At 64.5% G+C, this 20,902-nt stretch carries 25 protein-coding genes; 20 read left to right on the top strand and 5 right to left on the bottom strand.

Going from position 1 to position 20,902, the window contains the following annotated elements; genetic code table 11:
* The first annotated feature begins 225 nt into the window (after positions 1-225).
* Positions 226-825, top strand: a complete 600-nt coding sequence (gene rimM, locus LB545_RS01985; protein ID WP_140492758.1) for a ribosome maturation factor RimM — start codon at positions 226-228, stop codon at positions 823-825.
* On the top strand, positions 822-1,523 hold the full coding sequence (gene trmD / locus LB545_RS01990) for a tRNA (guanosine(37)-N1)-methyltransferase TrmD (protein ID WP_224704338.1): 702 nt from the start codon (positions 822-824) through the stop codon (positions 1,521-1,523). The genes rimM and trmD overlap by 4 nt, the downstream gene beginning before the upstream one ends.
* On the opposite strand, the gene LB545_RS01995 is transcribed toward trmD, so the two are convergent.
* Positions 1,505-2,257, bottom strand: a complete 753-nt coding sequence (locus tag LB545_RS01995; RefSeq protein ID WP_224625130.1) for a sulfite exporter TauE/SafE family protein — start codon at positions 2,255-2,257, stop codon at positions 1,505-1,507. The two genes, trmD and LB545_RS01995, sit on opposite strands and share 19 nt — an antisense overlap.
* A gap of 305 nt (positions 2,258-2,562) precedes the next feature.
* On the opposite strand from LB545_RS01995, the gene rplS reads away from it, so the two are divergent.
* The 7 genes from rplS to leuC all read left to right on the top strand — a co-directional run bounded on the left by rplS (position 2,563) and on the right by leuC (position 8,647).
* Positions 2,563-3,102, top strand: a complete 540-nt coding sequence (gene rplS, locus LB545_RS02000; protein ID WP_140492749.1) for a 50S ribosomal protein L19 — start codon at positions 2,563-2,565, stop codon at positions 3,100-3,102.
* Between the two features lie 154 nt (positions 3,103-3,256).
* Complete coding sequence (locus LB545_RS02005) at positions 3,257-3,676, top strand: organic hydroperoxide resistance protein (protein WP_140492746.1); 420 nt, start codon at positions 3,257-3,259, stop codon at positions 3,674-3,676.
* The gene (locus LB545_RS02010) at positions 3,673-4,182 is read left to right on the top strand and encodes a MarR family winged helix-turn-helix transcriptional regulator (RefSeq protein ID WP_140492743.1); all 510 of its coding nucleotides are present in this window, start codon (positions 3,673-3,675) and stop codon (positions 4,180-4,182) included. The genes LB545_RS02005 and LB545_RS02010 overlap by 4 nt, the downstream gene beginning before the upstream one ends.
* Positions 4,183-4,360: 178 nt before the next feature.
* The gene (locus LB545_RS02015; RefSeq protein ID WP_140524675.1) at positions 4,361-5,158 is read left to right on the top strand and encodes a transporter substrate-binding domain-containing protein; all 798 of its coding nucleotides are present in this window, start codon (positions 4,361-4,363) and stop codon (positions 5,156-5,158) included.
* 260 nt (positions 5,159-5,418) lie between these two features.
* The gene (locus LB545_RS02020; protein ID WP_140492737.1) at positions 5,419-6,231 is read left to right on the top strand and encodes an amino acid ABC transporter permease; all 813 of its coding nucleotides are present in this window, start codon (positions 5,419-5,421) and stop codon (positions 6,229-6,231) included.
* Between the two features lie 56 nt (positions 6,232-6,287).
* Positions 6,288-6,923 carry a class I SAM-dependent DNA methyltransferase gene (locus tag LB545_RS02025; RefSeq protein WP_224704339.1) on the top strand — a complete coding sequence of 212 codons (636 nt, stop codon included), beginning with the start codon at positions 6,288-6,290 and terminating at the stop codon, positions 6,921-6,923.
* Between the two features lie 314 nt (positions 6,924-7,237).
* Complete coding sequence (leuC, locus tag LB545_RS02030) at positions 7,238-8,647, top strand: 3-isopropylmalate dehydratase large subunit (protein WP_140524672.1); 1,410 nt, start codon at positions 7,238-7,240, stop codon at positions 8,645-8,647.
* Positions 8,648-8,735: 88 nt separating this feature from the next.
* On the opposite strand, the gene LB545_RS02035 is transcribed toward leuC, so the two are convergent.
* Positions 8,736-9,050 carry a hypothetical protein gene (locus LB545_RS02035; protein ID WP_140492726.1) on the bottom strand — a complete coding sequence of 105 codons (315 nt, stop codon included), beginning with the start codon at positions 9,048-9,050 and terminating at the stop codon, positions 8,736-8,738.
* Between the two features lie 160 nt (positions 9,051-9,210).
* Here LB545_RS02035 and LB545_RS02040 point away from each other — a divergent pair, with 160 nt between their 5' ends.
* Both LB545_RS02040 and LB545_RS02045 read left to right on the top strand, forming a co-directional pair.
* Positions 9,211-10,407 carry a sensor domain-containing diguanylate cyclase gene (locus LB545_RS02040; RefSeq protein ID WP_140554844.1) on the top strand — a complete coding sequence of 399 codons (1,197 nt, stop codon included), beginning with the start codon at positions 9,211-9,213 and terminating at the stop codon, positions 10,405-10,407.
* 189 nt (positions 10,408-10,596) lie between these two features.
* Positions 10,597-11,799: a sensor domain-containing diguanylate cyclase gene (locus LB545_RS02045; protein ID WP_140492718.1), complete on the top strand. Its 1,203-nt coding sequence runs from the start codon at positions 10,597-10,599 to the stop codon at positions 11,797-11,799.
* Here LB545_RS02045 and LB545_RS02050 read toward each other — a convergent pair.
* Positions 11,783-12,145 (bottom strand): hypothetical protein, encoded by a 363-nt coding sequence (locus LB545_RS02050; protein WP_224704340.1) that lies wholly within the window; start codon positions 12,143-12,145, stop codon positions 11,783-11,785. The genes LB545_RS02045 and LB545_RS02050 overlap by 17 nt on opposite strands.
* A gap of 444 nt (positions 12,146-12,589) precedes the next feature.
* On the opposite strand from LB545_RS02050, the gene sdhC reads away from it, so the two are divergent.
* The 5 genes from sdhC (at position 12,590) to LB545_RS02075 (ending at position 16,798) form a co-directional block, all read left to right on the top strand.
* Positions 12,590-13,009, top strand: coding sequence for a succinate dehydrogenase, cytochrome b556 subunit (gene sdhC, locus LB545_RS02055; protein ID WP_140518100.1), 420 nt, complete (start codon positions 12,590-12,592; stop codon positions 13,007-13,009).
* A gap of 2 nt (positions 13,010-13,011) precedes the next feature.
* On the top strand, positions 13,012-13,407 hold the full coding sequence (sdhD, locus tag LB545_RS02060) for a succinate dehydrogenase, hydrophobic membrane anchor protein (RefSeq protein WP_140518101.1): 396 nt from the start codon (positions 13,012-13,014) through the stop codon (positions 13,405-13,407).
* Between the two features lie 4 nt (positions 13,408-13,411).
* The gene (sdhA, locus tag LB545_RS02065; protein WP_140518102.1) at positions 13,412-15,247 is read left to right on the top strand and encodes a succinate dehydrogenase flavoprotein subunit; all 1,836 of its coding nucleotides are present in this window, start codon (positions 13,412-13,414) and stop codon (positions 15,245-15,247) included.
* Between the two features lie 39 nt (positions 15,248-15,286).
* Entirely contained in the window at positions 15,287-16,066 is a 780-nt protein-coding gene (locus LB545_RS02070) for a succinate dehydrogenase iron-sulfur subunit (protein ID WP_140518103.1), read from the top strand.
* Positions 16,067-16,171: 105 nt separating this feature from the next.
* Positions 16,172-16,798: a YceH family protein gene (locus tag LB545_RS02075; RefSeq protein WP_140559263.1), complete on the top strand. Its 627-nt coding sequence runs from the start codon at positions 16,172-16,174 to the stop codon at positions 16,796-16,798.
* Between the two features lie 48 nt (positions 16,799-16,846).
* On the opposite strand, the gene LB545_RS02080 is transcribed toward LB545_RS02075, so the two are convergent.
* Positions 16,847-17,272, bottom strand: coding sequence for an OsmC family protein (locus LB545_RS02080; RefSeq protein ID WP_140492697.1), 426 nt, complete (start codon positions 17,270-17,272; stop codon positions 16,847-16,849).
* A gap of 213 nt (positions 17,273-17,485) precedes the next feature.
* Between LB545_RS02080 and LB545_RS02085 the strand changes: the two genes are divergently transcribed.
* Positions 17,486-17,713 carry a hypothetical protein gene (locus LB545_RS02085; RefSeq protein ID WP_140554839.1) on the top strand — a complete coding sequence of 76 codons (228 nt, stop codon included), beginning with the start codon at positions 17,486-17,488 and terminating at the stop codon, positions 17,711-17,713.
* Positions 17,710-18,066: a YciI family protein gene (locus LB545_RS02090; RefSeq protein WP_140492691.1), complete on the top strand. Its 357-nt coding sequence runs from the start codon at positions 17,710-17,712 to the stop codon at positions 18,064-18,066. Before LB545_RS02085 ends, LB545_RS02090 begins: the two co-directional genes overlap by 4 nt.
* A 13-nt stretch (positions 18,067-18,079) precedes the next feature.
* Here the strand turns inward: LB545_RS02090 and LB545_RS02095 are convergent, their stop codons facing one another.
* Positions 18,080-19,339, bottom strand: coding sequence for a ubiquinone biosynthesis hydroxylase (locus LB545_RS02095; RefSeq protein ID WP_140728659.1), 1,260 nt, complete (start codon positions 19,337-19,339; stop codon positions 18,080-18,082).
* Positions 19,340-19,438: 99 nt separating this feature from the next.
* On the opposite strand from LB545_RS02095, the gene tesB reads away from it, so the two are divergent.
* Together tesB and LB545_RS02105 are read left to right on the top strand one after the other, a co-directional pair.
* On the top strand, positions 19,439-20,299 hold the full coding sequence (gene tesB / locus LB545_RS02100; RefSeq protein WP_224704341.1) for an acyl-CoA thioesterase II: 861 nt from the start codon (positions 19,439-19,441) through the stop codon (positions 20,297-20,299).
* A 249-nt stretch (positions 20,300-20,548) separates the two neighbouring features.
* Entirely contained in the window at positions 20,549-20,887 is a 339-nt protein-coding gene (locus LB545_RS02105; protein WP_013528889.1) for a P-II family nitrogen regulator, read from the top strand.
* Positions 20,888-20,902: the final 15 nt, after the last annotated feature.

A 20,902-nucleotide genomic window follows, 5' to 3' on the forward strand; every position in this document is an offset into this window, starting at 1 on the left:
GCGTCATTGAAATGACAATCCGGTGGGGCTAGGAGTCGACCGGCGGCAAGTCAAAACCGTGGTGATTGGCCAAACGGGGTATCCGCAAATAGAGAGTTGCAGGAACGAAACCCGTGAGCCTTTCTGAACTGCCGTGGGTTTGATCACCGTAACGAATGGGTCCTCGGGTCTGCGCAGTCGCTTCGCGCCTGCTCCGCCCGTGGATGACGAAGGTAAAAGCGCGCCATGAGCAAGCCCCAGAACCCTGTCCAGATGGCCGTGATCGGCGCCGCCCACGGCATCAAGGGCGAATTGCGCGTCAAAACCTTTACCGGCGATCCGCTGGCGCTCGCCGATTACGGGCCGCTTTACGCAAGGGACGGCCGCGCCTTCCAGATCATCGACATAAGGCCCGCCAACACCGTGGTCGTGGTGCGCTTCAAGGGTGTCAGTGACCGCAACGCGGCCGAGGCGCTGGCCGGCACGGAGCTGTTCGTCGATCGCTCCATGCTGCCCGATGACGGCGAGGAGGACGAATTCTATCATGCCGACCTGATCGGTCTGGAGGTTCGGGACGATACGGGAGCCGTCCTTGGCAAGGTAGTCGCCGTGCACAATTTCGGCGGCGGCGACATCCTCGATGTGACGCTGGCCGGACGCAAGGGCGTGTTAATCCCGTTCACGCAGGCCGCTGTGCCCGAAGTGTCGATCGCCGAGGGTTTTGTGCGCGTCAACCAGGCGGCGGCCGGACTGGTCGAGGACGAGGACGGCGAAGCGCCGCGCGAGGAAGGCTTCGACCCGAAGGGCAGGCCGCGCGGCCCGAGGGACGCCGGGGGCAACCGGTGAGCTTCTCCGCCTCCGTGCTTACGCTCTACCCGGAAATGTTTCCGGGTCTGCTTGGCCTGTCGCTGGCCGGGCGGGCGCTGGAGGCCGGTACATGGTCGCTGCAGACAATCCAGATCCGCGACTTCGCAACCGACCGCCACCGCACTGTCGACGACACGCCGGCCGGCGGCGGCGCCGGCATGGTCATGCGCGCCGATATCTTGGCCAGGGCGATCGACCATGCCTCGCCCGAAGGCGATTTGCGGCCACGGCTGCTGATGAGCCCGCGTGGAAAGCCGCTGACGCAGGCGCGCGTGCGCGAACTGGCCGCCGGGCCGGGCGCCGTCATCCTGTGCGGCCGCTTCGAAGGCATCGACCAGCGGGTGATCGACGCGCGGAAATTGGAGGAAGTCTCCATAGGCGATTTCATCCTCTCCGGCGGCGAGCCGGCGGCGCTTGTGCTGCTCGACGCGGTGGTGCGGCTGCTGCCCGGCGTCATGGGCAATGCCGTGTCGGGTAAAGAAGAGAGCTTTGAAAACGGCCTGCTCGAACACCCGCATTACACGCGGCCGCAGGATTTCGAGGGCCGGCCCATTCCCGAGGTGCTGACCTCGGGCAACCACGGCAAGATCGCAGCTTGGCGGCGGGCAGAGTCGGAGAAGCTGACTCGAGAACGGCGGCCGGACTTGCTCGGCTCTCCTCAGCCCTTGGCGAAATAGTAGAAAGCCAGGAACAGCCCGACCGCGACGACGAAGCCGCGCACCACGTTCTGCGGCACGCGCTTGGCGATCCACACGCCGGCATAGCCGCCCAGCGCGCCGCCGGGGATCATGATGATCGCCTGCGGCCAGGCGACGACGCCGCCCGAGACGAAGACGACGATGGCGACCGCCGCGATGACAATTGCCAGCATGTTTTTCAGCGCATTCAGGCGGTGGTAGTCGCCGGCCTGGGTGAGGCCGAGCGTCGCCAGCATCATCACGCCCATGCCGGCTCCGAAGAAGCCGCCATAGATGGCCGTGACGAACTGCGCCAGCGAGCCGGCCAATGAGCCTACGGAAGCCTCATGCCCCGGTTTGGGTGCGGGCTTCAGCCACGGCCCGGCGGCGAACAGCGCCGTCGCGGCCAGCAGCAGCCACGGCACCAGGACGCGAAATGACGGATTGTCCAGCGCCAGCAGGATGAGTGCGCCGGCCAGTGCGCCGAGCGCCGATATCAGGCAGAGCAGCAGGGCGCCACGCCAGAAATGGCGGATGTCGTCCCGGTAGGCCAGCGTCGAGGTGATGTAGCCGGGAAATTGCGTCACCGAGGAGGTCGCGTTGGCGACGATCGGCGGCAGGCCGACCAAGGTCATGGCACCGAAGGTGATGAAGGTGCCGCCGCCCGCGACCGCATTGGCGGCGCCGGAAAGAAAACCCGCCATGAATAGCAGGACCGCGTCGAAAAAGGACATGAGGATGCCGCCGGAGAACTATGGTTGCCCCGCCTTAGGCAGCTTGAAGGGCCCTTGCAACCCGGTAGTGGACAGATACGATGGTGCACGCGAGCAAAAAAGACGCGGCCAAGACGTGACAAAGCGTCGAAATAGCTGTATGTGCCCGCCGAACCGGGAGAAATCTGCCGGACCCGTCAACAATGGCGGTGTAGTCGCCCCTGCCCGATGTTTTCGAACAAAGGGCATAGCCGAGTGGTCATTGGAACTGCAAGGCGAGCGCCGGGCGCTCTGACTGTCGGAAGAACAAGAAGTGGATTATTGAGATGGATCTCATCCGTCAGCTCGAGGCCGAACAGGCCGCCAAGATCGAAGCCAAGCGCAAGCTTCCCGAATTCCAGCCCGGCGACACCGTGCGCGTCCAGGTCCGCGTGACCGAAGGCACCCGCACCCGCGTCCAGGCCTATGAAGGCGTCGTCATCGCCCGCGCCGGTTCGGGCTTCCAGGAAAATTTCACCGTCCGCAAGATCTCCTACGGCGAAGGCGTCGAGCGCGTCTTCCCGGTGTTTTCGCCAATGGTCGAAGGCGTCGAGATCGTGCGTCGCGGCAAGGTGCGTCGTGCCAAGCTCTATTACCTGCGCGACCGTCGCGGCAAGTCGGCCCGTATTTCGGAGAACACTGGCGTGCGCGCCCGCAAGCTCAATGATGAGGAGCGCGATGCGTTGAACGCCGAGAAGGCGCGCATCGAGGCCGAGAAGGTTGCCGCCGCGCAGGCGCTGGCCGCCGAGACAGCCGCCAAGGAAGCCGCCGAGAAGAAGGCCGCCGACGAGGCCGCGAAGGCTGCGGAAGCCGCCGCCGCCGAATAAGGTTTAGACAGATATTCTTAAAAAAGGCGGCTTCGGCCGCCTTTTTTCGTTTCGGAGCCCGCCTTTTGCCAAATGCGGGCTTCCAAAGCGGGATTGATTTCTATAATACGGTAGACTAAATAATCGTGTACAATCTAATTTTCGGAGACTTGATATGACCGCACTCTATTCGACCCAGGCTCGTGCCGTCGGCGGCCGCGCCGGCCACGTCCAGACCGATGACGGCCTGCTCAGCCTCGATCTCGCAATGCCGAAGGAGCTTGGCGGCAAGGGTGGCGCCACCAATCCCGAACAGCTTTTCGCCGCCGGCTATGCCGCTTGCTTCGAAAGCGCCATGCGGTTTCTCGCCGGCAAGCAGAAACTGCCGCTGCGCGATGCCTCGGTGACGGCCACTGTCAGCCTCCATCCCAACGGTCAGGGCGGTTTCCTGCTCGGCGTTTCCCTGGCGGCCGAGACGAAAGGTCTTGATCAGGCGGCCGCCGAAGCGCTTGTATCGGCAGCGCACCAGATCTGCCCCTACTCCAACGCAACCAGGGGCAATATCGAGGTGGCGATTTCGGCAAAGGCGACATGACGGCGAAAACCAAAGACACGGCCAACCAGGTCCCGGCGGGTGACGCCGGGACAAGCGCGGTCCCAAGGCTCAGCGACCAGCTCTGCTTCGCGCTCTATTCGGCGAGCGGATTGATGACGAAGCTCTACCGGCCGTTGCTCGATCCGCTTGGCCTGACCTATCCGCAATATCTGGCCATGCTGGCGCTGTGGGAGCGCGCGCCGAGCACGGTGGGCGAGCTCGGCGAGGCGCTGGGCCTCGATTCGGCGACGCTGACGCCGCTGCTCAAGCGGCTCGAGGCCGGCGGCCTGGTTACGCGCCGGCGCGATCCTGCCGACGAGCGCCGCGTGCTGGTCGAGCCGACAGCCAAGGGCCAAGCCTTGCGCGAGCGCGCCAGGGACATCCCCGCCGCCATGCTCTGCAGCCTGCCGCTCGACCCAGCCGAGTTGAAGTCGCTGCACGGCACGCTGACCCGCTTCGTCGCCGGGCTGCGCGAGGCCGATGCCGGAGCGCCGCAGCGCGGCTGATCGGCCACGGCAAGGATCGTTCCCCAAAATCCCGGCCGAAAGTATCTATTTGCGTTTTTCGCCGGCCGTGGCGCAGCGGAGCGTCTTGCATGGCGCTTGCGGAGAGCTAAAGTCGGCGCCGGATTTCCTTTGCAAGCCCGGCCCGTGTCCGGGCGCTTTCACTTCCGGGGAGTGTGTCATGACAAAATCGAAACTGCTGCTGGCCGGCCTGCTTGCCGTCATGCTTGCGCCCGTTGCCGCCTTCGCCCAGGCGCTGCCCGATCTCGGCGGCAAGAAAGTGGTGGTGGTGACGGAAAACGCCTATCCGCCGCTACAGTTCATCGATGCCAAGACCGGAAAACAGATCGGCTGGGAATATGACGCGATGAACGAGATCGCCAAGCGGCTGAATTTCACCGTCGAGTACCAGAACACGTCCTGGGACGCGATGATCCAGGCGGTTTCCGACAACCAGTACAACATCGGCATGACCGGCATCACCATCAAGGACGACCGCAAGCAGAAGGTGGATTTCTCTGACCCCTATATGCGCTCGGAACAGTTCATGTTGGTGCGCGGCGACGAGAGCCGCTTCACCGACGCCAAGACCTTCGGCGCCTTCAAGGACGGGCTGATCGGCGCGCAGGCCGGCACGACGCCCTTCTACACCGCTGTCTACAGCGTGCTGGACGGCAATGAGCAGAACCCGCGCATAAAGCTGTTCGAGACGTTCGGTGCCACCGTGCAGGCGCTGAAGACTGGCGACGTCGATGTGGTGCTCACGGACGGCACTGCGGGCAAGGGCTATGTCGACGCTTCCGAGGGCAAGCTGAAGCTGATCGGCGGCCCGCTGGGCACCGAGGATTTCGGCTTCATCTTTCCCAAGGGCTCCGACCTGGTGAAGCCTGTCAACGCCGCGATCGCCGCGCTCAAGACCGACGGCACGTTCGATGCGCTGAACAAGAAATGGTTTCTTGATTACAAGATGGGGCAGTAGTTCGTCTTGATGCGGGCGGTGCGCGTGCGGGAACTCGCGCTGAGTTTGCGCTTGAACGCCCCCCTCTGCCCTGCCGGGCATCTCCCCCTCAAGGGGGGAGATTGGCAGCTTGGCCTTCGTCCCACATGCAGCATCGATGAAGATTGGCGAAGGCCGATGAGACATCTGATCTCCCCCCTTGAGGGGGAGATGTCCGGCAGGACAGAGGGGGGCGCCTTGGCGCCTGCCTTGCGCACTATGCACCTCGCCGGCCACGCCTGATGGCCCCCCCACCATCCTCCGTCAAACCTGAATTCCCCTGGTGGCTGGCCGCCGCCCTTGTCCTTGCCTTGGCCGCCGCGCTCGCCATCGCCGCCAGCGATCTTTATGCCCAGGTCTTCGCCACTGTCGCCAAGGGCATCGGCGTCACCGTCTTCGTCACCATTGTCGCCTTCGCGCTGGCCTCGATCATCGGCCTCGGCATCGCGCTGATGGGATTGTCGGGTTCGCAGTGGCTGCGGCAGATCGCGCGTTTCTATGTCGAGATCATCCGTGGCGTACCGATCCTGGTGCTTTTGTTCTGGATCGCGTTTGCCGGCGCACCGGCTTTCGTCGCAGCCTGGAACGCGCTGACCGCGCCGCTGCAGAGCACCGGCTATCTCGGCGAGTTGCAGGTGCGCGACGTCTCGCTCTTGTGGCGCGCCGTCATGGCGCTGACCATCGGCTATTCCGCCTTCATCTCCGAAGTGTTCCGGGCCGGCATCCAGGCGGTCGAGAAGGGCCAGATCGAAGCGGCCAAGGCGCTCGGGCTCACGCGGGCGCAACGTTTCCGGCTCATCGTCTTTCCGCAGGCGATCCGTACCATCCTGCCGCCGCTCGGCAATGACTTCGTCGCCCTGGTCAAGGATTCCTCGCTGGTCTCGGTGCTCGGTGTCGCCGACATCACGCAGATGGGCAAGGTCTATGCCGCCGGTTCCTTCCGCTTCTTCGAGACCTATTCGATAACAGCCTACATCTATCTCATCCTGACCGTCGGCTTGTCTTTGGCGCTCCGGGCGCTGGAACGGCGGTTGCGCCGCCAGCATCAGGAATAGTGTTTCGGCAAGGACGGCGTTACGCTCCGGTTACGCACTGGAGGAGGAGCATGCCCATGAACGTCGACAAGGCCAATGCTGCGCTGAATTCGGTCTATACGGCCGATACGCCCGAAACCCTGGCGCAGGCCTATGCCGCATGGGCCGCGACCTATGACAGCGAGACCGCCTCGCTCGGTTATCTCCTGCCGTTCCTCATTGCCGCCTGGGTGGCGCGCCATGTGCCTGCGGGCGAAGGGCCGCTGCTCGACGCGGGCTGCGGCACCGGCCTGTCGGGGCCGTCGCTGAAGGCGCTGGGCTACGGCGATATCGCCGGGCTCGACCTGTCGGACGACATGCTGAAGATCGCCGGCAGCCGCAACGCCTATGGCGAGCTGAAGCAGGCAATGCTGGGCGGCCCGCTGCCCTGGCCCGACGGCCATTTCCGCGCCTTCTTCTCGACCGGCGTGTTCACCATCAGCCATGCGCCGGCTTCCGGCCTGCACGAACTGGTGCGCATCACGAAGAAAGGCGGCCACGCCATCTTCACCGTGCGCGACCAGGTGTTCGAAAGCGGTGGTTTCCAGGCCGTCTTCGACGAGCTGGAACGGACGGGAAAATGGCGGCTGATGGAGCAAAGCCCGTGGTTCCGCTGCTATGCGACTGCCGAGCCGGATGCGCTGGTGAAGACGTTTGTCTTCGAGGTGCTTTGAACCGCGGGTCCGCCAACCTTGGTGCGCATCCCCCGGAGGCGTGGACGCGAGGACGAGGAACCCAGGTCCCGCGCAGCCACCGCCAATTGCCGAAAAGCCAAAACATTGCTATCTACCCCGCCATGGAAGAGCTTTTTGGCGATCCGGCCTACAAGGGGTTCGTGCTGCAGGACAGAAAACGCCTGCCGTCGCGCTTCTCCGCGCGCGTCTGTGGCGCGCCGACCAGCCGACTTACGCGGGCCGACTGATCAACTCGTTTCGCCTGACATCTCGGCGTCTGCCCTTCCCTTTCTCATATCGACGGATTTACGCACATGAGCGCACCGCGCACCCTCTATGACAAGATTTTCGACGACCACGTCGTCGACCGCCAGGACGACGGCACCTGCCTGCTCTATATCGACCGCCACCTCGTCCATGAGGTGACCAGCCCGCAGGCCTTCGAGGGCCTGCGCATGAGTGGCCGCAAAGTCCGTCATCCCGAAAAGACGCTGGCCGTGGTCGACCACAACGTCTCAACCTCGCCCGAGCGCAAGTTCGGCATCAAGAACGAGGAAAGCCGCATCCAGGTCGAGGCGCTGGCCAGGAACGCCAAGGATTTCGGCGTCGAATATTATTCCGAGAATGACATCCGCCAGGGCATCGTCCACATCATCGGGCCGGAGCAGGGTTTCACCTTGCCCGGCATGACCATCGTCTGCGGCGACAGCCACACCTCCACCCACGGCGCCTTCGGCGCGCTGGCGCACGGCATCGGCACGTCGGAGGTCGAGCACGTGCTGGCGACGCAGACGCTGATCCAGCGTAAGGCCAAGAACATGCTGGTGCGCGTCGACGGCCAGTTGCCGGAAGGCGTCACCGCCAAGGACATTATCCTCGCCATCATCGGGGAGATCGGCACCGCCGGCGGCACCGGCTATGTCATCGAATATGCCGGCGAGGCGATCCGCTCGCTGTCGATGGAAGGCCGCATGACGATCTGCAACATGTCGATCGAGGGCGGCGCGCGCGCCGGCCTGATCGCACCTGACGAGACGACCTTCGCCTATGTCAAGGACAAGCCGCGCGCGCCCAAGGGCGCCGCCTGGGACGCCGCGCTCGCCTACTGGAAGACACTGCAATCCGACGAAGGCGCGCATTTCGACAAGGTGATCGTGCTCGATGCGGCCAAACTGCCGCCGATCGTCTCCTGGGGCTCTTCCCCGGAGGATGTTGTCTCGGTGCAAGGGATTGTGCCGAACCCGGAAGACATCACCGACGAAAACAAGCGCACCTCAAAGCAGCGCGCGCTCGACTATATGGGCCTGACGCCGGGAACGAAGATCACCGACATCGCCCTCGACCGTGTCTTCATCGGCTCCTGCACCAACGGCCGCATCGAGGATCTGCGCGCCGCCGCCAAGGTGGTCGAGGGCCGAAAAGTCAATCCGCGCGTCAACGCCATGATCGTGCCGGGCTCCGGCCTGGTCAAGGAACAGGCCGAGGCCGAAGGGCTGGACAAGATCTTCCTCGCCGCCGGCTTCGACTGGCGCGAGCCGGGCTGCTCGATGTGCCTTGCCATGAACGACGACCGGCTGAAGCCGCATGAGCGCTGCGCCTCGACCTCGAACCGCAATTTCGAGGGCCGGCAGGGCTTCAAGGGGCGCACCCATCTGGTGTCGCCGGCCATGGCTGCGGCGGCGGCGATCGCCGGCCACTTCGTCGATATTCGCGACTGGAAGTAAACCGCGGCTGGTTCGATCGAAACGCAAGGGCCCGGATCGCGATGCGATCCGGGCCTTCTGCTTAAGCGTTCAGAGCATGTTTGGAGCTTCACCGGTCGTCGCGGCGGATGATCTCGTGGAACTGCTCGCGGCGCCCGGGTTCTTCGGCGGCGACCACCAGGGCCAGCCCGCGTTCATCGAAGAGTTTGAACCATTCGTCCCACTCGACCAGCTCATAACCTCCGGCATTGATCGGGCGCTCCGGCTGGTCTTCGTCCTCATAGGCGTGCTGGCCGAATACCAGCCGCAGCATCGCCTGCGTGCCGGCCTCGGGCGACACGTCGACAATGGCCGGAAAGCCGGCGCGTGAAGCGGCCCATGAACGGATTGCCTCGTGATCGGTCAGGGTGATTGTATCGGCCATTATCGGTTCCTCTTCTGCGCTGGACAAACGCAGGTCCGGCGCGCCGGTTCCACGTCACGCTCCGCACCAGCGTGACGCATATTCGCTTTCGCTTAACCGCTTGTTTGGGCTTGCAGCCTAAGGTCTTCCCCGACGTCAAGCGAGGGGAAGTCACGGTCCTTTGGACACCGGCCTGCTGATAGCGTTGCTAAACCCGACGATCGCGCTGGCCCTCGGCGCGGCGTTCCTCGTGCTTTGGTTCTATCAGCGCCACCGTCCCTATCTGGCCGTGCTGGCGGTAAGCTATTCGCTTGCGGCGGCCGGGTTCCTGTTCCAGCATTTCACGCTGCCCGTTGGCCTGGCACCGTCGAAGCTGCTCTCCAACCTATGCTTCTGCGTTGCCGGATCCTGCCTGGCCGGCGCGATCGTGGCGCGGCATGGCCGGCGAGTGCCCTATGCCGGGCTTTGCGTCTTGGCGAGCGGCGGCATGGCCGCCTTTTGCTGGTTCCTGTTCGTCCAGCCGGACCTGACATGGCGGGTCCTCGTCATCAATTTCGCGCTCGGCGGCATCAGCCTGGTGGCGGCCGCCGAATTGCGCAAGGTGCGTGGCAATGGCCCGACGGAAAATATCCTGTTCGTCCTGGCATTGCTCGCGGGGCTGAATTTCTTCGTGCGCACGCTTGCCGTCATCGTCGCGCACGGGCCTTTCGCGACCTATGACGAGCTCTATACATCCTCCTATTGGACGACGGCGTTGCTGTCGCATGCGCTGCTGTCGCTGCTGATCGCGCTTTGCCTGTTCTCCGCCGCCGCGCTCGACGTGATGAAGGCGTTGAAGGTCGAAACCTACACAGATCCGCTGTCTCGCCTCCTCAACCGGCGCGGCTTCGAGCAACGGGCGGCACTGCTCTTGCAACGCTGCGCGGCGGCGAAATTGCCGGTGGCCCTTGTGCTGGCCGATCTCGACCACTTCAAGGCGCTCAACGACCTGCATGGGCATGCCGCGGGCGACCGGGTGATCGCCGACTTCGCCGCCAAGCTTCGCGCCGCCGCCGGTGCGCGCGGTGAGGCCGGACGTATCGGCGGCGAGGAATTCGCGGTGCTCCTGCCCTTGACCGACCTTGCCGCCGCGCGGCTGCTCGCAGAGACCGTGCGCGTGGCCTACTCGGCCGGCGGCGTCGACGGACTTCCGCCCGGCACCAAGGTCACCGCCAGTTTCGGCGTGGCGGCGCGCAGCGGCGACGAAGCGCTGGAGCCGTTGATGCGCCGCGCCGACGAGGCTCTCTACAAGGCCAAAAAGAACGGCCGCGACAGCGTGCGCCTGTCCTATGAGCGGCCGGAAACGCTGTTTGTGCCGGAGCCGCTCAAAGCCGGCTGAAGGCGATCGGCCCGACGCCTTCATCATCCAGGACCCGCGCCGCACCGCTTCGTTCCTTGCTTCGCCCTGAAGGGCGATGGCAACCATCCTTCGGCCAATGTCCGAGGCGTGCGCGAGCCTCGATATGACCTGACGTTAACTTCTTTTTCGCCCGTCGATGGTTTGCTGCCGTCAGGGGCTTGGGAAATCATGGGCGGCGCGGACTTCATCCTTGTCATCAATCTATTCGTTGCCGGGCTGCTGGCGGCGGCCTTCATGGCGATTGCCGTCTATGGCATCGGACGCGTCTCGGCACGCTGGCTGGCGTTCGGCTATGTGCTGGGCATGGCCTATTTCGTCGTGGAATTCAGCATCCCCGCCTTCGACAATGCGCGGCTGGTGGTCGTCGCAGCCTTTGCCGTTTTCCTTGGCGCCACCATCGCCTTCAACGGCGGGCTTGCGCATAGATATGGCGTGACGCCGCCCTGGTCGGCGATGCTCCTGATCCTGGCCGTTGCGTCTGTCGCGGTCTATTTCGCCCAGGATCTGCCGCGCCAGTCCCTAGTCAGCAAGATGGCCTACCAACTGCCCTACGCCGTCATGCAGCTTACCGGGTTCGGCATTGTCTGGTCGTCCAGGCAAAGGCGTGACCGGCTCGATCGGATGCTGATGGCGGTGCTGGCGGCCAGCGCCATGCAGTTCGCCAGCAAGCCATTCATCGCCGATGCGCTTGGCGGCCGCGGCGCCGCCCCACAATCCTATCTGCAGACCAGCTATGCCCTGGTATCGCAATCGCTCGGCACCGTGTTCGGCGTGGCGCTGGCCTTGCTGGCGCTGGCCATACTGGTGCGCGACGTGCTCGCCGAGGCGACGTCGAAATCGGAAACGGACACGCTGTCGCGGCTCCTCAACCGCGGCGGCTTCGAGCATCACGCCGAGAGGGCGCTGGGGGAAGCGGCGCGCCGCGGCGTCCCAGTCGCGCTGGTCATCGCCGATCTCGACCACTTCAAGTCCATCAACGACAATTACGGCCATGCCTCGGGCGACCGGGTCATCGAGGCCTTTGCCCGCTTCCTGCGCGAGGCCGCGGCCGACCACCATGTCGCCGGTCGTATAGGCGGCGAGGAGTTCGCCATCATCCTGCCAGGCACCCACCTTGCCGCCGCGCGGCTGTTCGCCGAAGGCGCGCGCAGCGCCTTCGGGACGCTGCCCATCGACGGGCTCCCCGCCGACAATCGCTGCACGGCGAGCTTCGGCGTCGCCGAACTTCATGCCGGCGAGCATTTTTCCGACCTGATGCGACGTGCCGATGAAGCGCTCTATCAGGCGAAGGATGCCGGGCGCGACTGCGTGCGCGTTTCCGCCGGGCCAGCCAGGCCAGAGGCCGTGGCGCTGTTCAGCGGCAGGGGCTGAGCTCGGGCATCTCGCCGTCGGAGAGGCCATACATATAACTGCGCCCCTTCACGAACACCGGCGGCCGATAGCAGTCGCCATAGCCCGACATCTCGTCAGCCCCGTTCTCGTAGATCACCTTGGGCTGGCCGGCGCTGGTATAGTCGGACAGTTGCTTGGCGAGCTTGCCTTCGCCGACGAGGATGCGCCTGTAGCCGGCGGCACTGTCGATGACGAGATTGCCGAAGGAATCGGCGTAGACCCGATCCTGGTGGCGTCCGTCCGCCAGCGCCGGCGCGGCGAAGCCGACGGCCAATACCGCCACTGTGAGCGCCGCAAGGCGCGATCTGCCCGAATTCGAACGCATGCCGTCCTCCATGTTGGAGACAAAGCCTCCTCGAATCGGAAATTAACCTTTTCTTAACCTTTGTTAAGAGGCTGGCGCGGTTCTCACCCATGTCTTGATAAACATGGTTAACGAGGCACATGACGCGATCGTGATCAACGGTCGCGAGGCGCTGGTGATGAAAGCGGGCTCGGCGCCACTGACCTGCACCCGCTGAGCCGAAGCCCGCGCCCGCCACATATATGCTGCACCGCAGCGAGAACGGGCCGGCTTGGCATCGTCGACGCCTAATCGATTGAAGCCCGGACCTGCCTTTTAATCAGACTAAATTACGTTTTCGAAACGGTTTTCTGGCTTTGACGCGGTGCAAAAAGAGCATTAGAAACCGGCTGTCCGAAGTCGCAACCGGAAGCGGCAATGCCGCATTTCCACCTGAGGCTCCAGGAACGCCGAACTGGGGGAGCCATGAGCAAATCACCAGCCACCCGCGAATTCGCCAGACGTGAACGGCCGCTTTCGCCGCACCTCAGCGTGTACCGGCCGCCGATCACCATGACGATGTCGATCATCCATCGCATCACCGGTGGCGCGCTCTATTTCGGCACGCTCCTGGTCGCGATATGGCTGATGGCGGCGGCGAGCTCGCAAGCCACTTTCGATTGGGTGAGCTGGGCCTTCGGAACCTGGCTCGGACGGCTGATCCTGTTCGGCTACACCTGGGCGCTCATGCACCACATGCTGGGCGGCGTGCGCCACCTGATCTGGGATACCGGCGCCGGTCTCGAAAAGCATACCGCCTCCAAGATCGCCTGGGCGACCCTGGCCGGCTCGGTCCTGCTCACGCTGCTGATCTGGATCGCCGGCTATATGGCGCGAGGAGCCTGACCATGAGCACTGGAAAGACCGACATGCGCACGCCGCTGGCGAAAGTCCGCGGCCTGGGGTCCGCCCGCGAAGGCACCGGGCATTTCTGGCGCCAGCGCCTCACGGCAATCGCCAACATCCCGCTGATCCTGTTCTTCACCGGGTTCCTGGTCGCGCTCAACGGCGCCGGTTATGCGGAGGTGCGGGCAGCGCTCGCCAACCCGCTCGTGGCGCTGATGATGGCCCTTGTGCTCATCTCGCCGCTTTATCACATGCGGATCGGCATGCAGGTGATCATCGAGGATTACGTGCATGGCGAAGGCATGAAGCTGGCGCTGATCGCCCTCAACACTTTCTTCACCGTAGCGGTCGGCGTGGCTTCGCTCTTCGCCCTGCTCAAACTGGCATTCGGAGGCTGACGTTTTGGCCAAGGACGCGAAAGAAGCCAATACGGCAGGCTATACCTATGTCGACCACAAATTCGACGTCGTGGTCGTCGGTGCCGGAGGCGCGGGACTGCGCGCTACGCTGGGCATGGCCGAACAGGGCCTGCGCACCGCCTGTATCACCAAGGTTTTCCCGACCCGCTCGCACACGGTGGCGGCGCAGGGCGGCATTGCCGCTTCGCTTTCCAACATGGGCCCGGACTCCTGGCAGTGGCACATGTACGACACCGTCAAGGGTTCGGACTGGCTGGGCGATGTCGACGCCATGGAATATCTGGTGCGTGAAGCGCCGGCCGCCGTCTACGAACTCGAGCACTACGGCGTGCCGTTCTCGCGCACGGAAGAGGGCAAGATCTACCAGCGGCCGTTCGGCGGCCACATGATGAATTACGGCGATGGCCCGCCCGTGCAGCGCACTTGCGCGGCCGCCGACCGCACCGGCCACGCCATCCTGCACACGCTCTACGGCCAGTCGCTGAAGAACAACGCGCAGTTCTTCATCGAGTATTTCGCGCTCGACCTGATCATGGAGCCGGACGGTACATGCACCGGCGTCGTCGCCTGGAACCTCGACGACGGCACCATCCACCGTTTCTCGGCCAAGATGGTTGTGCTGGCGACAGGCGGCTATGGCCGCGCTTATTTCTCGGCGACGTCGGCCCACACCTGCACCGGCGACGGCGGCGGCATGGCCGCGCGGGCGGGGTTCCCTTTACAGGACATGGAGTTCGTGCAGTTCCACCCGACCGGCATCTACGGGGCCGGCTGCCTGATCACCGAAGGCGCGCGCGGCGAGGGCGGCTATCTCGTCAATTCCGAGGGCGAGCGGTTCATGGAGCGCTACGCGCCGTCGGCCAAGGACCTTGCCTCGCGCGATGTCGTCTCGCGCTGCATGACGCTGGAAATCCGGGAGGGCCGCGGCGTCGGCAAGAACAAGGACCATATCTTCCTGCACCTCGATCATCTCGATCCGGCGGTGCTGCACGAGCGGCTGCCCGGCATCTCGGAATCGGCAAAGATCTTCGCCGGCGTCGACCTCACCAAGGAGCCGATTCCGGTGCTGCCGACGGTGCACTACAATATGGGCGGCGTGCCGACCAATTACTGGGGCGAGGTGCTCAACCCGACGATCCTTAATCCCGATCGGGTCTCGCCCGGCCTGATGGCGGTAGGCGAGGCCGGCTGCGCCTCGGTGCACGGCGCCAACCGGCTGGGATCGAACTCGCTGATCGACCTGGTCGTGTTCGGACGCGCGGCGGCGATCCGCGCTGGCCAGGTCATCGATCGCAAGTCGGCGATCCCGTCGCCCAACCAGGCCTCGGTCGACAAGATCATGGATCGCTTCGACCGGCTGCGCCACGCCAACGGCTCGACGCCGACGGCGGTTCTGCGCGAAAAGATGCAGCGTGCCATGCAGGAAGACGCGGCGGTGTTCCGCACGCAGGAATCGCTGGAGAACGGTTGCAAGCGCATTTCGCAGATCTGGGGCGAGCTCAAGGACATAAAGGTTTTCGATCGCTCGATGATCTGGAACTCCGACCTGGTGGAGACGCTGGAGCTGGAAAACCTGATGGCCAACGCCATCACCACGGTCTACGGCGCCGAGGCCCGCAAGGAGAGCCGTGGCGCGCACGCGCGGGAGGATTTCTCGGCCCGCGACGACGCCAACTGGCGCAAGCACACGCTCGCCCATCTGAGCGAGACCGGTGAGGTGACGCTCTCCTACCGCCCGGTGCACACCGAACCGCTGCTGGCCGAAAAGGACGGCGGCATCAGTCTCGCCAAGATCGCGCCCAAGGCCAGGGTGTATTGAAATGACGTCCAGCCGCGTCATCCGAAAGGACCTGAGGTAATGGTCGAACTCACGCTCCCCAAGAACTCGAAGATCCAGCAGGGCAAGACCTGGCCGAAGCCGGAAGGCGCGACCAATCTCAGGGAATACCGCATCTACCGCTGGTCGCCGGATGATGACGAGAACCCGCGCATGGACACCTATTTCGTCGACATGGACGATTGCGGGCCGATGGTGCTGGATGCGCTGCTCTGGATCAAGAACAAGATCGACCCGACGCTGACCTTGCGCCGCTCCTGCCGGGAAGGCATCTGCGGCTCCTGCGCCATGAATATCGACGGCTCCAACACGCTCGCCTGCACCAAGGGCTGCGACGACATATCGGGTGCTGTCAAGATCTACCCGCTGCCGCATATGCCCGTCATCAAGGACCTGGTGCCCGATCTCACCAATTTCTACGCCCAGCACGCCTCGATCGAACCGTGGCTGAAGACGGTCTCGCCGCAGCCGGCCAAGGAATGGCTGCAGAGCCATGAGGAGCGCGAGAAGCTCGACGGGCTCTACGAATGCATATTATGCGCCTGTTGCTCGACCTCTTGCCCGAGCTATTGGTGGAACGGCGACCGTTATCTCGGCCCGGCAACCCTGCTGCAGGCGTATCGCTGGCTGATCGACAGCCGCGACGAGGCCACGGGCGAGCGGCTCGACAATCTCGAGGACCCCTTCCGGCTCTATCGCTGCCACACCATCATGAACTGCGCGCAGACCTGCCCCAAGGGCTTGAATCCGGCCAAGGCGATCGCGGAAATCAAGAAGATGATGGTGGAGAGAAGGGTTTAGGCGCTCGCTCGCGGCAATCTTGAACGCAGCGATCCTTCGCGCCCCCTTTCTCCGGCAGGACAAAAGGGGCGCTGTCTTGCCAGCTTCAAAAAGGATTGCAATCCAATGACGGACCTCCCCATCCTGTCTCCTCCCGAAGCGCGTGTGCTCGGCTGCCTCATCGAGAAGAAGGAGCTGACGCCGGACGTCTATCCGTTGACCCTCAACGCAGCGCTTGCCGCCGCCAACCAGAAGACGGCGCGCGAGCCCGTCATGGCGCTGGAGCAGACAGAGGTGCACCGGGCGCTGAAGCTGCTCGAGCAGAAGGGGCTGGTGCGGCAGATGTTCGGCTCCCGCGTCGAGCGCTACGAGCACCAGATGGCGCAGCGCTTCTCGCTGACCACGCCTCAGACCGCCTTGGTCGGTCTGCTTTTGCTGCGCGGGCCGCAGACGGCGCATGAATTGTTGGCACGCAGCGAGCGCATGGCAAGGTTTTCATCGATCGAGGATTTGCGCGGTGAACTCGATATGCTGATCGGCCGTCGACCGCCGCTCGTTCAGGAAATCCCGCGCGGTCCAGGCCAACGCGAGGACCGCTATGTGCATCTCCTCGCCGGGCCGGTTGACGTTGCCGCCCTGTCGGCGCAGCGCACTGCATCGGCCGTGCCCGCTTCCGACCTCGAAGCGAGAGTGGAGGCGCTGGAGCAGGAAGTCGCAGCCCTTCGCGCCCGGCTCGACGCGCTGGGCGCCTGAGCGGTCGGGCGTGTCCGGCGCGACCATGCGCGCCGGGATGCCGTGGTCTCAGCCGAGCCTGGCGTCGAGCGATACGTTGATGGCGCCCAGCGCTTTGGAAACAGGGCATTCGGCCTTGGCCTTCTCGGCCAATTCCTTGAACTTCGCGGCGTCGATGCCGGGCACCTTGCCGACAAGGGTGATCGCGCTGCCCGTGATGCCGGTGCCGGGAACCAGCGTCACCACGGCCTTGGCGTCGAGCTCGGCTGCCGGGGTGCCGTTCTCGGCCAGGAAATGCGACAGCTGCATGGCGTAGCAGCCGGCGTGCGCGGCCGCGATCAGCTCTTCCGGATTGGTGCCGGATTTGCCGCTCTCGTCCTCGAAGCGTGCCTTGAACGAATAGGGCGTGCCGTTCAGGGTCCCGCTCTGGCTGTCGAGCGTGCCTTTGCCGTCCTTCAGATTGCCCTTCCAGACGGCGGTTGCGGTGCGGTCCATGAATTCCTCCTTGGTTGTCGTGAACTTGTCCAGGTGAGCCCAGCGTCCGGCCAACTATAACGCGGGCATGCGCGAAGACCACTGCGCTGTTTGGACCACGGCGTGATGACGGTTCATTCCTTTAGAAAAAAAACCGCGTGCAAAAATGTCGGCTTCCATTCGGCCCGGCCGTCCTGCGGGCGACCACGGGATTGTGGCCGGATGGAGGTTCACATGGACAATCTGTTTTTCGCAATATGGAAGACCCCGGGCCGCAAGGCTCAACGACGGCAGGACTTCTGGCTGGAGCCACCGCCGTCCGGTGTCCGCAGGCTGCTGGCGGCTGTCGCCATCATCGCGGTCGCGGCATGCCTTCTCGACCATGCGGCAGCGGTCGAAGGCAAGGCTGACACGCTCGTCACCGCATCCTATGATTCATCGCAGCAAGGGAGCGCGAAATGAAATATGTCTGCCTGGTCTATGGTGAGGAGAAAGACCTCTACGCGCTCACCCCGGAAGGATCGGCCAAGCTCGACGCCGATTCGCTGGCCTATGACCGGTCCTTGGACCAACAAGGCAAGCTCATCGTCGCGCAGGCGCTGCAATCGGTGAAGACCTCGAAAACCGTGCGCCGTCGCAAGGGCAAGCGGCTGGTCACCGACGGCCCGTTCGCCGAAACCAAGGAGCAGTTGCTCGGCTTCGTCATGATCGAGGCGAAGGACCTCCAGGAGGCACTGGACATCGCCGGCGGCATTCCGCTGGCCGAACTCGGCACGATCGAGGTCCGGGCGATCTATGACGTGCCCGGGTCATAGATGGCGCGGCGGGTCAGATCGCCTCGCCCTTCAAAAGGCGCGGCGTGCCGGCTGAAAGCCCCGACGCCTGGCGGATGAAGAATTCCTTCAGCCGCGGCATGCGCTCGACCAGGCCGAGGCCGATATCGCGCACTGCGCGCAGCGGACCGATGTCGTTGGAAAACAGCCGGTTCAGCACATCTGTCGTGACGCCCATCTGCACCGTGTCGAAACGACGCCATTGCTGGTAGCGCTCGAGCACGTCGAGCGCGCCGATATCCTGGCCCAGCCGGTCGGCCTCGACGATCACCTCGGCCAGGGCGGCGACATCCTTGAAGCCGAGATTGAGGCCCTGGCCGGCAATCGGATGGATGCCGTGGGCGGCATCGCCGGCAAGCGCCACGCGCGGCGCGACGAAGGCGCGCGCGATGGTAAGACCCAGCGGCCAGGCGCGCGGCTTGTCGGCGACGCGGATCTCGCCAAGCTTGAGGCCGAAACGCTGTTCCAGCTCATGCTCGAAGAGGAGGTCGTCGCCGGCGACCAGCGTCTGAGCATCTTCCGACCGCTCGACCCAGACGATCGACGAGCGGTTGGAGCCGTCCTCGCCCGGCTTCAGCGGCAGCGTGGCGAAGGGGCCGGCGGGCAGGAAATGCTCTTCGGCACGGCCGTTGTGGGGCCGTTCATGTGCCACGGTGCAGACGATGCCGGACTGGCCGTATTCCCACTTCACCGTCTTGATGCCGGCCATGTCACGCAGCTTCGAATTGACGCCGTCGGCGGCGACCAGCAGCCGCGCCTTCAGCGTCGCGCCGTCGGCCAAATGCACGGTGATGCCTGCACCATTGGTTTCGAACCCTTGCACGGCAACGCCTTCGATGATGTCGACGCCGAGCTTTTCGGCGCTGCGGCGCAAGGCGCCGTTCAGCACCCGGTTGGCCACCATATGTGCGAAGGGCTCGCCCGACGCCACCTCGCCGTCGAAAGTGAGGAAGACCGGGCGCACAGGATCGGCGGCACGCGAATCGGTGATGATCATCTCGGTGATTGCCTGCGCTTCCGGCGCGATCTCGGCCCAGACGCCGAGCCGCTCGAGCATGCGGCAGGCGGCCGCCGCAATGGCCGAGGCGCGCCCGTCCCTTTGCCAGGAGCCGGCGGGTGCGGCATCGACCAGGGCCACGGCAAGCTCCGGTTGCGCCTGTTTCAGCGACACGGCGGCAGCCAGGCCGACATAGCCGGCGCCGGCGACCAGAACATCGAGCCCGGACCTGGTTTTCGCCTCTGCCTTGCCTTCCATGGTCTTCGCTCCTTGCAAGCCAGCCTGCCATCCGCCCTTGACGGCCCGTCCTTCCTGTCGGAAACCCGCCGAGGAAATCTTGAGGCGAGGTCACGACACATGACGGCGGCCATGGACGAGCTTCTGCGCATTCTCGACCTCGAGAGGCTGGAACACAATCTGTATCGTGGTCGCAGCCCCCAGGTGGAGTGGCAGCGCGTGTTCGGCGGCCAGACCATCGCCCAGGCGCTGGTGGCGGCGCAGCGGACCGTGGAGCCCGACCGCTACGTGCATTCGCTGCACGGCTATTTTATGCGGCCGGGCGACATCAAGGTGCCGATCATCTACGAGGTCGACCGCATCCGCGACGGCGGCTCCTTCACCACCCGCCGGGTGCTGGCGATCCAGCACGGGCAGGCGATCTTCTCGCTGGAGGCCTCGTTCCAGGTCGATGAGAAGGGGCTGGAGCACCAGTTCGCTTTGCCCGACGACGTGCCGCCGCCGGAAGGGCTGAAGACGCAGCGCCAATTGCTCGAAAAGGCCGACCGGGTGCCGGAAGCGGTGCGACGCTTCTGGGCGCGCGAGCGGCCGCTGGAGCTCAGGCCGGTCAATCTCCAGCACTATGAAAGCCGTGACAAGCTGCCGCCCCGGCAGAATGTCTGGATCCGCCTCGCCGGCCCCGTCCCAGACGACCGCGCGCTGCAATCGGTGCTGCTCGCCTATCTCTCCGACATGACGCTGCTCGACACCTCGACCTTCGCGCATGGGCGCGGGCTGTTCGATCCCGACATCCAGGCGGCCAGCCTCGACCATTCGATGTGGTTCCACCGCCCGCATTCGCTTGACGGCTGGCTGCTCTACGCGCAGGACAGCCCCTCGAGCTCGGGATCACGCGGATTCAGCCGCGGCACGCTCTATGCCCGCGACGGCACGCTGATCGCCTCGATGGCCCAGGAAGGCTTGATCCGGCTCAAGCGTTGAGCAGTCCTTTCGCCCAAAGCCTTCCAAATAGGCGTTTTCAGAAAATTGCTTAATTATTGAGCAGAAGCTGTGCCGCGCCCATCGGCACGGTGCGGTTGCGGGCGCGTCAATTCCTTTATTTACAACAGGTTAACACGCTGCTTCGGCAATTGGCACGGAGCTTGAATCCTCGTCGGCACTCTCCGGCTCCTCGGGATCGGTGAAGGTGTGCAAACGCGGGGGACCGCAACAGCAAAAGGGTGAAACCTTATGAAAATCGTGATGGCAATCATCAAGCCGTTCAAGCTCGACGAGGTACGCGAAGCGCTTACCGCCGTCGGCATCCAGGGCCTGACCGTCACCGAAGTCAAAGGCTACGGGCGTCAGAAGGGGCACACGGAAATCTATCGCGGGGCGGAATACGCGGTCAGTTTCCTGCCGAAGATCAAGATCGAGGTCGCGGTCAGCGCCGACATGGTCGACAAGGCCGTGGAGGCCATCACCGCAGCCGCCAAGACCGGTCAGATCGGCGACGGCAAGATCTTCGTTTTCGGCATCGACCAGGCGGTGCGCATCCGCACCGGCGAAACAGACACCGACGCGCTCTGAAGCGGCGAACACGTA

The sequence above is a fragment of the Mesorhizobium sp. BR1-1-6 genome (assembly GCF_020165355.1).
Taxonomy (GTDB): Bacteria; Pseudomonadota; Alphaproteobacteria; order Rhizobiales; family Rhizobiaceae; genus Mesorhizobium.

Coding starts and splice junctions, on each gene's coding strand:
- rimM (WP_140492758.1), top strand. CDS start 226: ATGAGCAAGCCCCAGAACCCTGTCCAGATGGCCGTGATCGGCGCCGCC.
- LB545_RS01995 (WP_224625130.1), bottom strand. CDS start 2,257: ATGTCCTTTTTCGACGCGGTCCTGCTATTCATGGCGGGTTTTCTTTCC.
- rplS (WP_140492749.1), top strand. CDS start 2,563: ATGGATCTCATCCGTCAGCTCGAGGCCGAACAGGCCGCCAAGATCGAA.
- LB545_RS02005 (WP_140492746.1), top strand. CDS start 3,257: ATGACCGCACTCTATTCGACCCAGGCTCGTGCCGTCGGCGGCCGCGCC.
- LB545_RS02010 (WP_140492743.1), top strand. CDS start 3,673: ATGACGGCGAAAACCAAAGACACGGCCAACCAGGTCCCGGCGGGTGAC.
- LB545_RS02015 (WP_140524675.1), top strand. CDS start 4,361: ATGACAAAATCGAAACTGCTGCTGGCCGGCCTGCTTGCCGTCATGCTT.
- LB545_RS02020 (WP_140492737.1), top strand. CDS start 5,419: ATGGCCCCCCCACCATCCTCCGTCAAACCTGAATTCCCCTGGTGGCTG.
- LB545_RS02025 (WP_224704339.1), top strand. CDS start 6,288: ATGAACGTCGACAAGGCCAATGCTGCGCTGAATTCGGTCTATACGGCC.
- leuC (WP_140524672.1), top strand. CDS start 7,238: ATGAGCGCACCGCGCACCCTCTATGACAAGATTTTCGACGACCACGTC.
- LB545_RS02035 (WP_140492726.1), bottom strand. CDS start 9,050: ATGGCCGATACAATCACCCTGACCGATCACGAGGCAATCCGTTCATGG.
- LB545_RS02045 (WP_140492718.1), top strand. CDS start 10,597: ATGGGCGGCGCGGACTTCATCCTTGTCATCAATCTATTCGTTGCCGGG.
- LB545_RS02050 (WP_224704340.1), bottom strand. CDS start 12,145: ATGCGTTCGAATTCGGGCAGATCGCGCCTTGCGGCGCTCACAGTGGCG.
- sdhC (WP_140518100.1), top strand. CDS start 12,590: ATGAGCAAATCACCAGCCACCCGCGAATTCGCCAGACGTGAACGGCCG.
- sdhD (WP_140518101.1), top strand. CDS start 13,012: ATGAGCACTGGAAAGACCGACATGCGCACGCCGCTGGCGAAAGTCCGC.
- LB545_RS02070 (WP_140518103.1), top strand. CDS start 15,287: ATGGTCGAACTCACGCTCCCCAAGAACTCGAAGATCCAGCAGGGCAAG.
- LB545_RS02075 (WP_140559263.1), top strand. CDS start 16,172: ATGACGGACCTCCCCATCCTGTCTCCTCCCGAAGCGCGTGTGCTCGGC.
- LB545_RS02080 (WP_140492697.1), bottom strand. CDS start 17,272: ATGGACCGCACCGCAACCGCCGTCTGGAAGGGCAATCTGAAGGACGGC.
- LB545_RS02085 (WP_140554839.1), top strand. CDS start 17,486: ATGGACAATCTGTTTTTCGCAATATGGAAGACCCCGGGCCGCAAGGCT.
- LB545_RS02090 (WP_140492691.1), top strand. CDS start 17,710: ATGAAATATGTCTGCCTGGTCTATGGTGAGGAGAAAGACCTCTACGCG.
- LB545_RS02095 (WP_140728659.1), bottom strand. CDS start 19,339: ATGGAAGGCAAGGCAGAGGCGAAAACCAGGTCCGGGCTCGATGTTCTG.
- tesB (WP_224704341.1), top strand. CDS start 19,439: ATGACGGCGGCCATGGACGAGCTTCTGCGCATTCTCGACCTCGAGAGG.
- LB545_RS02105 (WP_013528889.1), top strand. CDS start 20,549: ATGAAAATCGTGATGGCAATCATCAAGCCGTTCAAGCTCGACGAGGTA.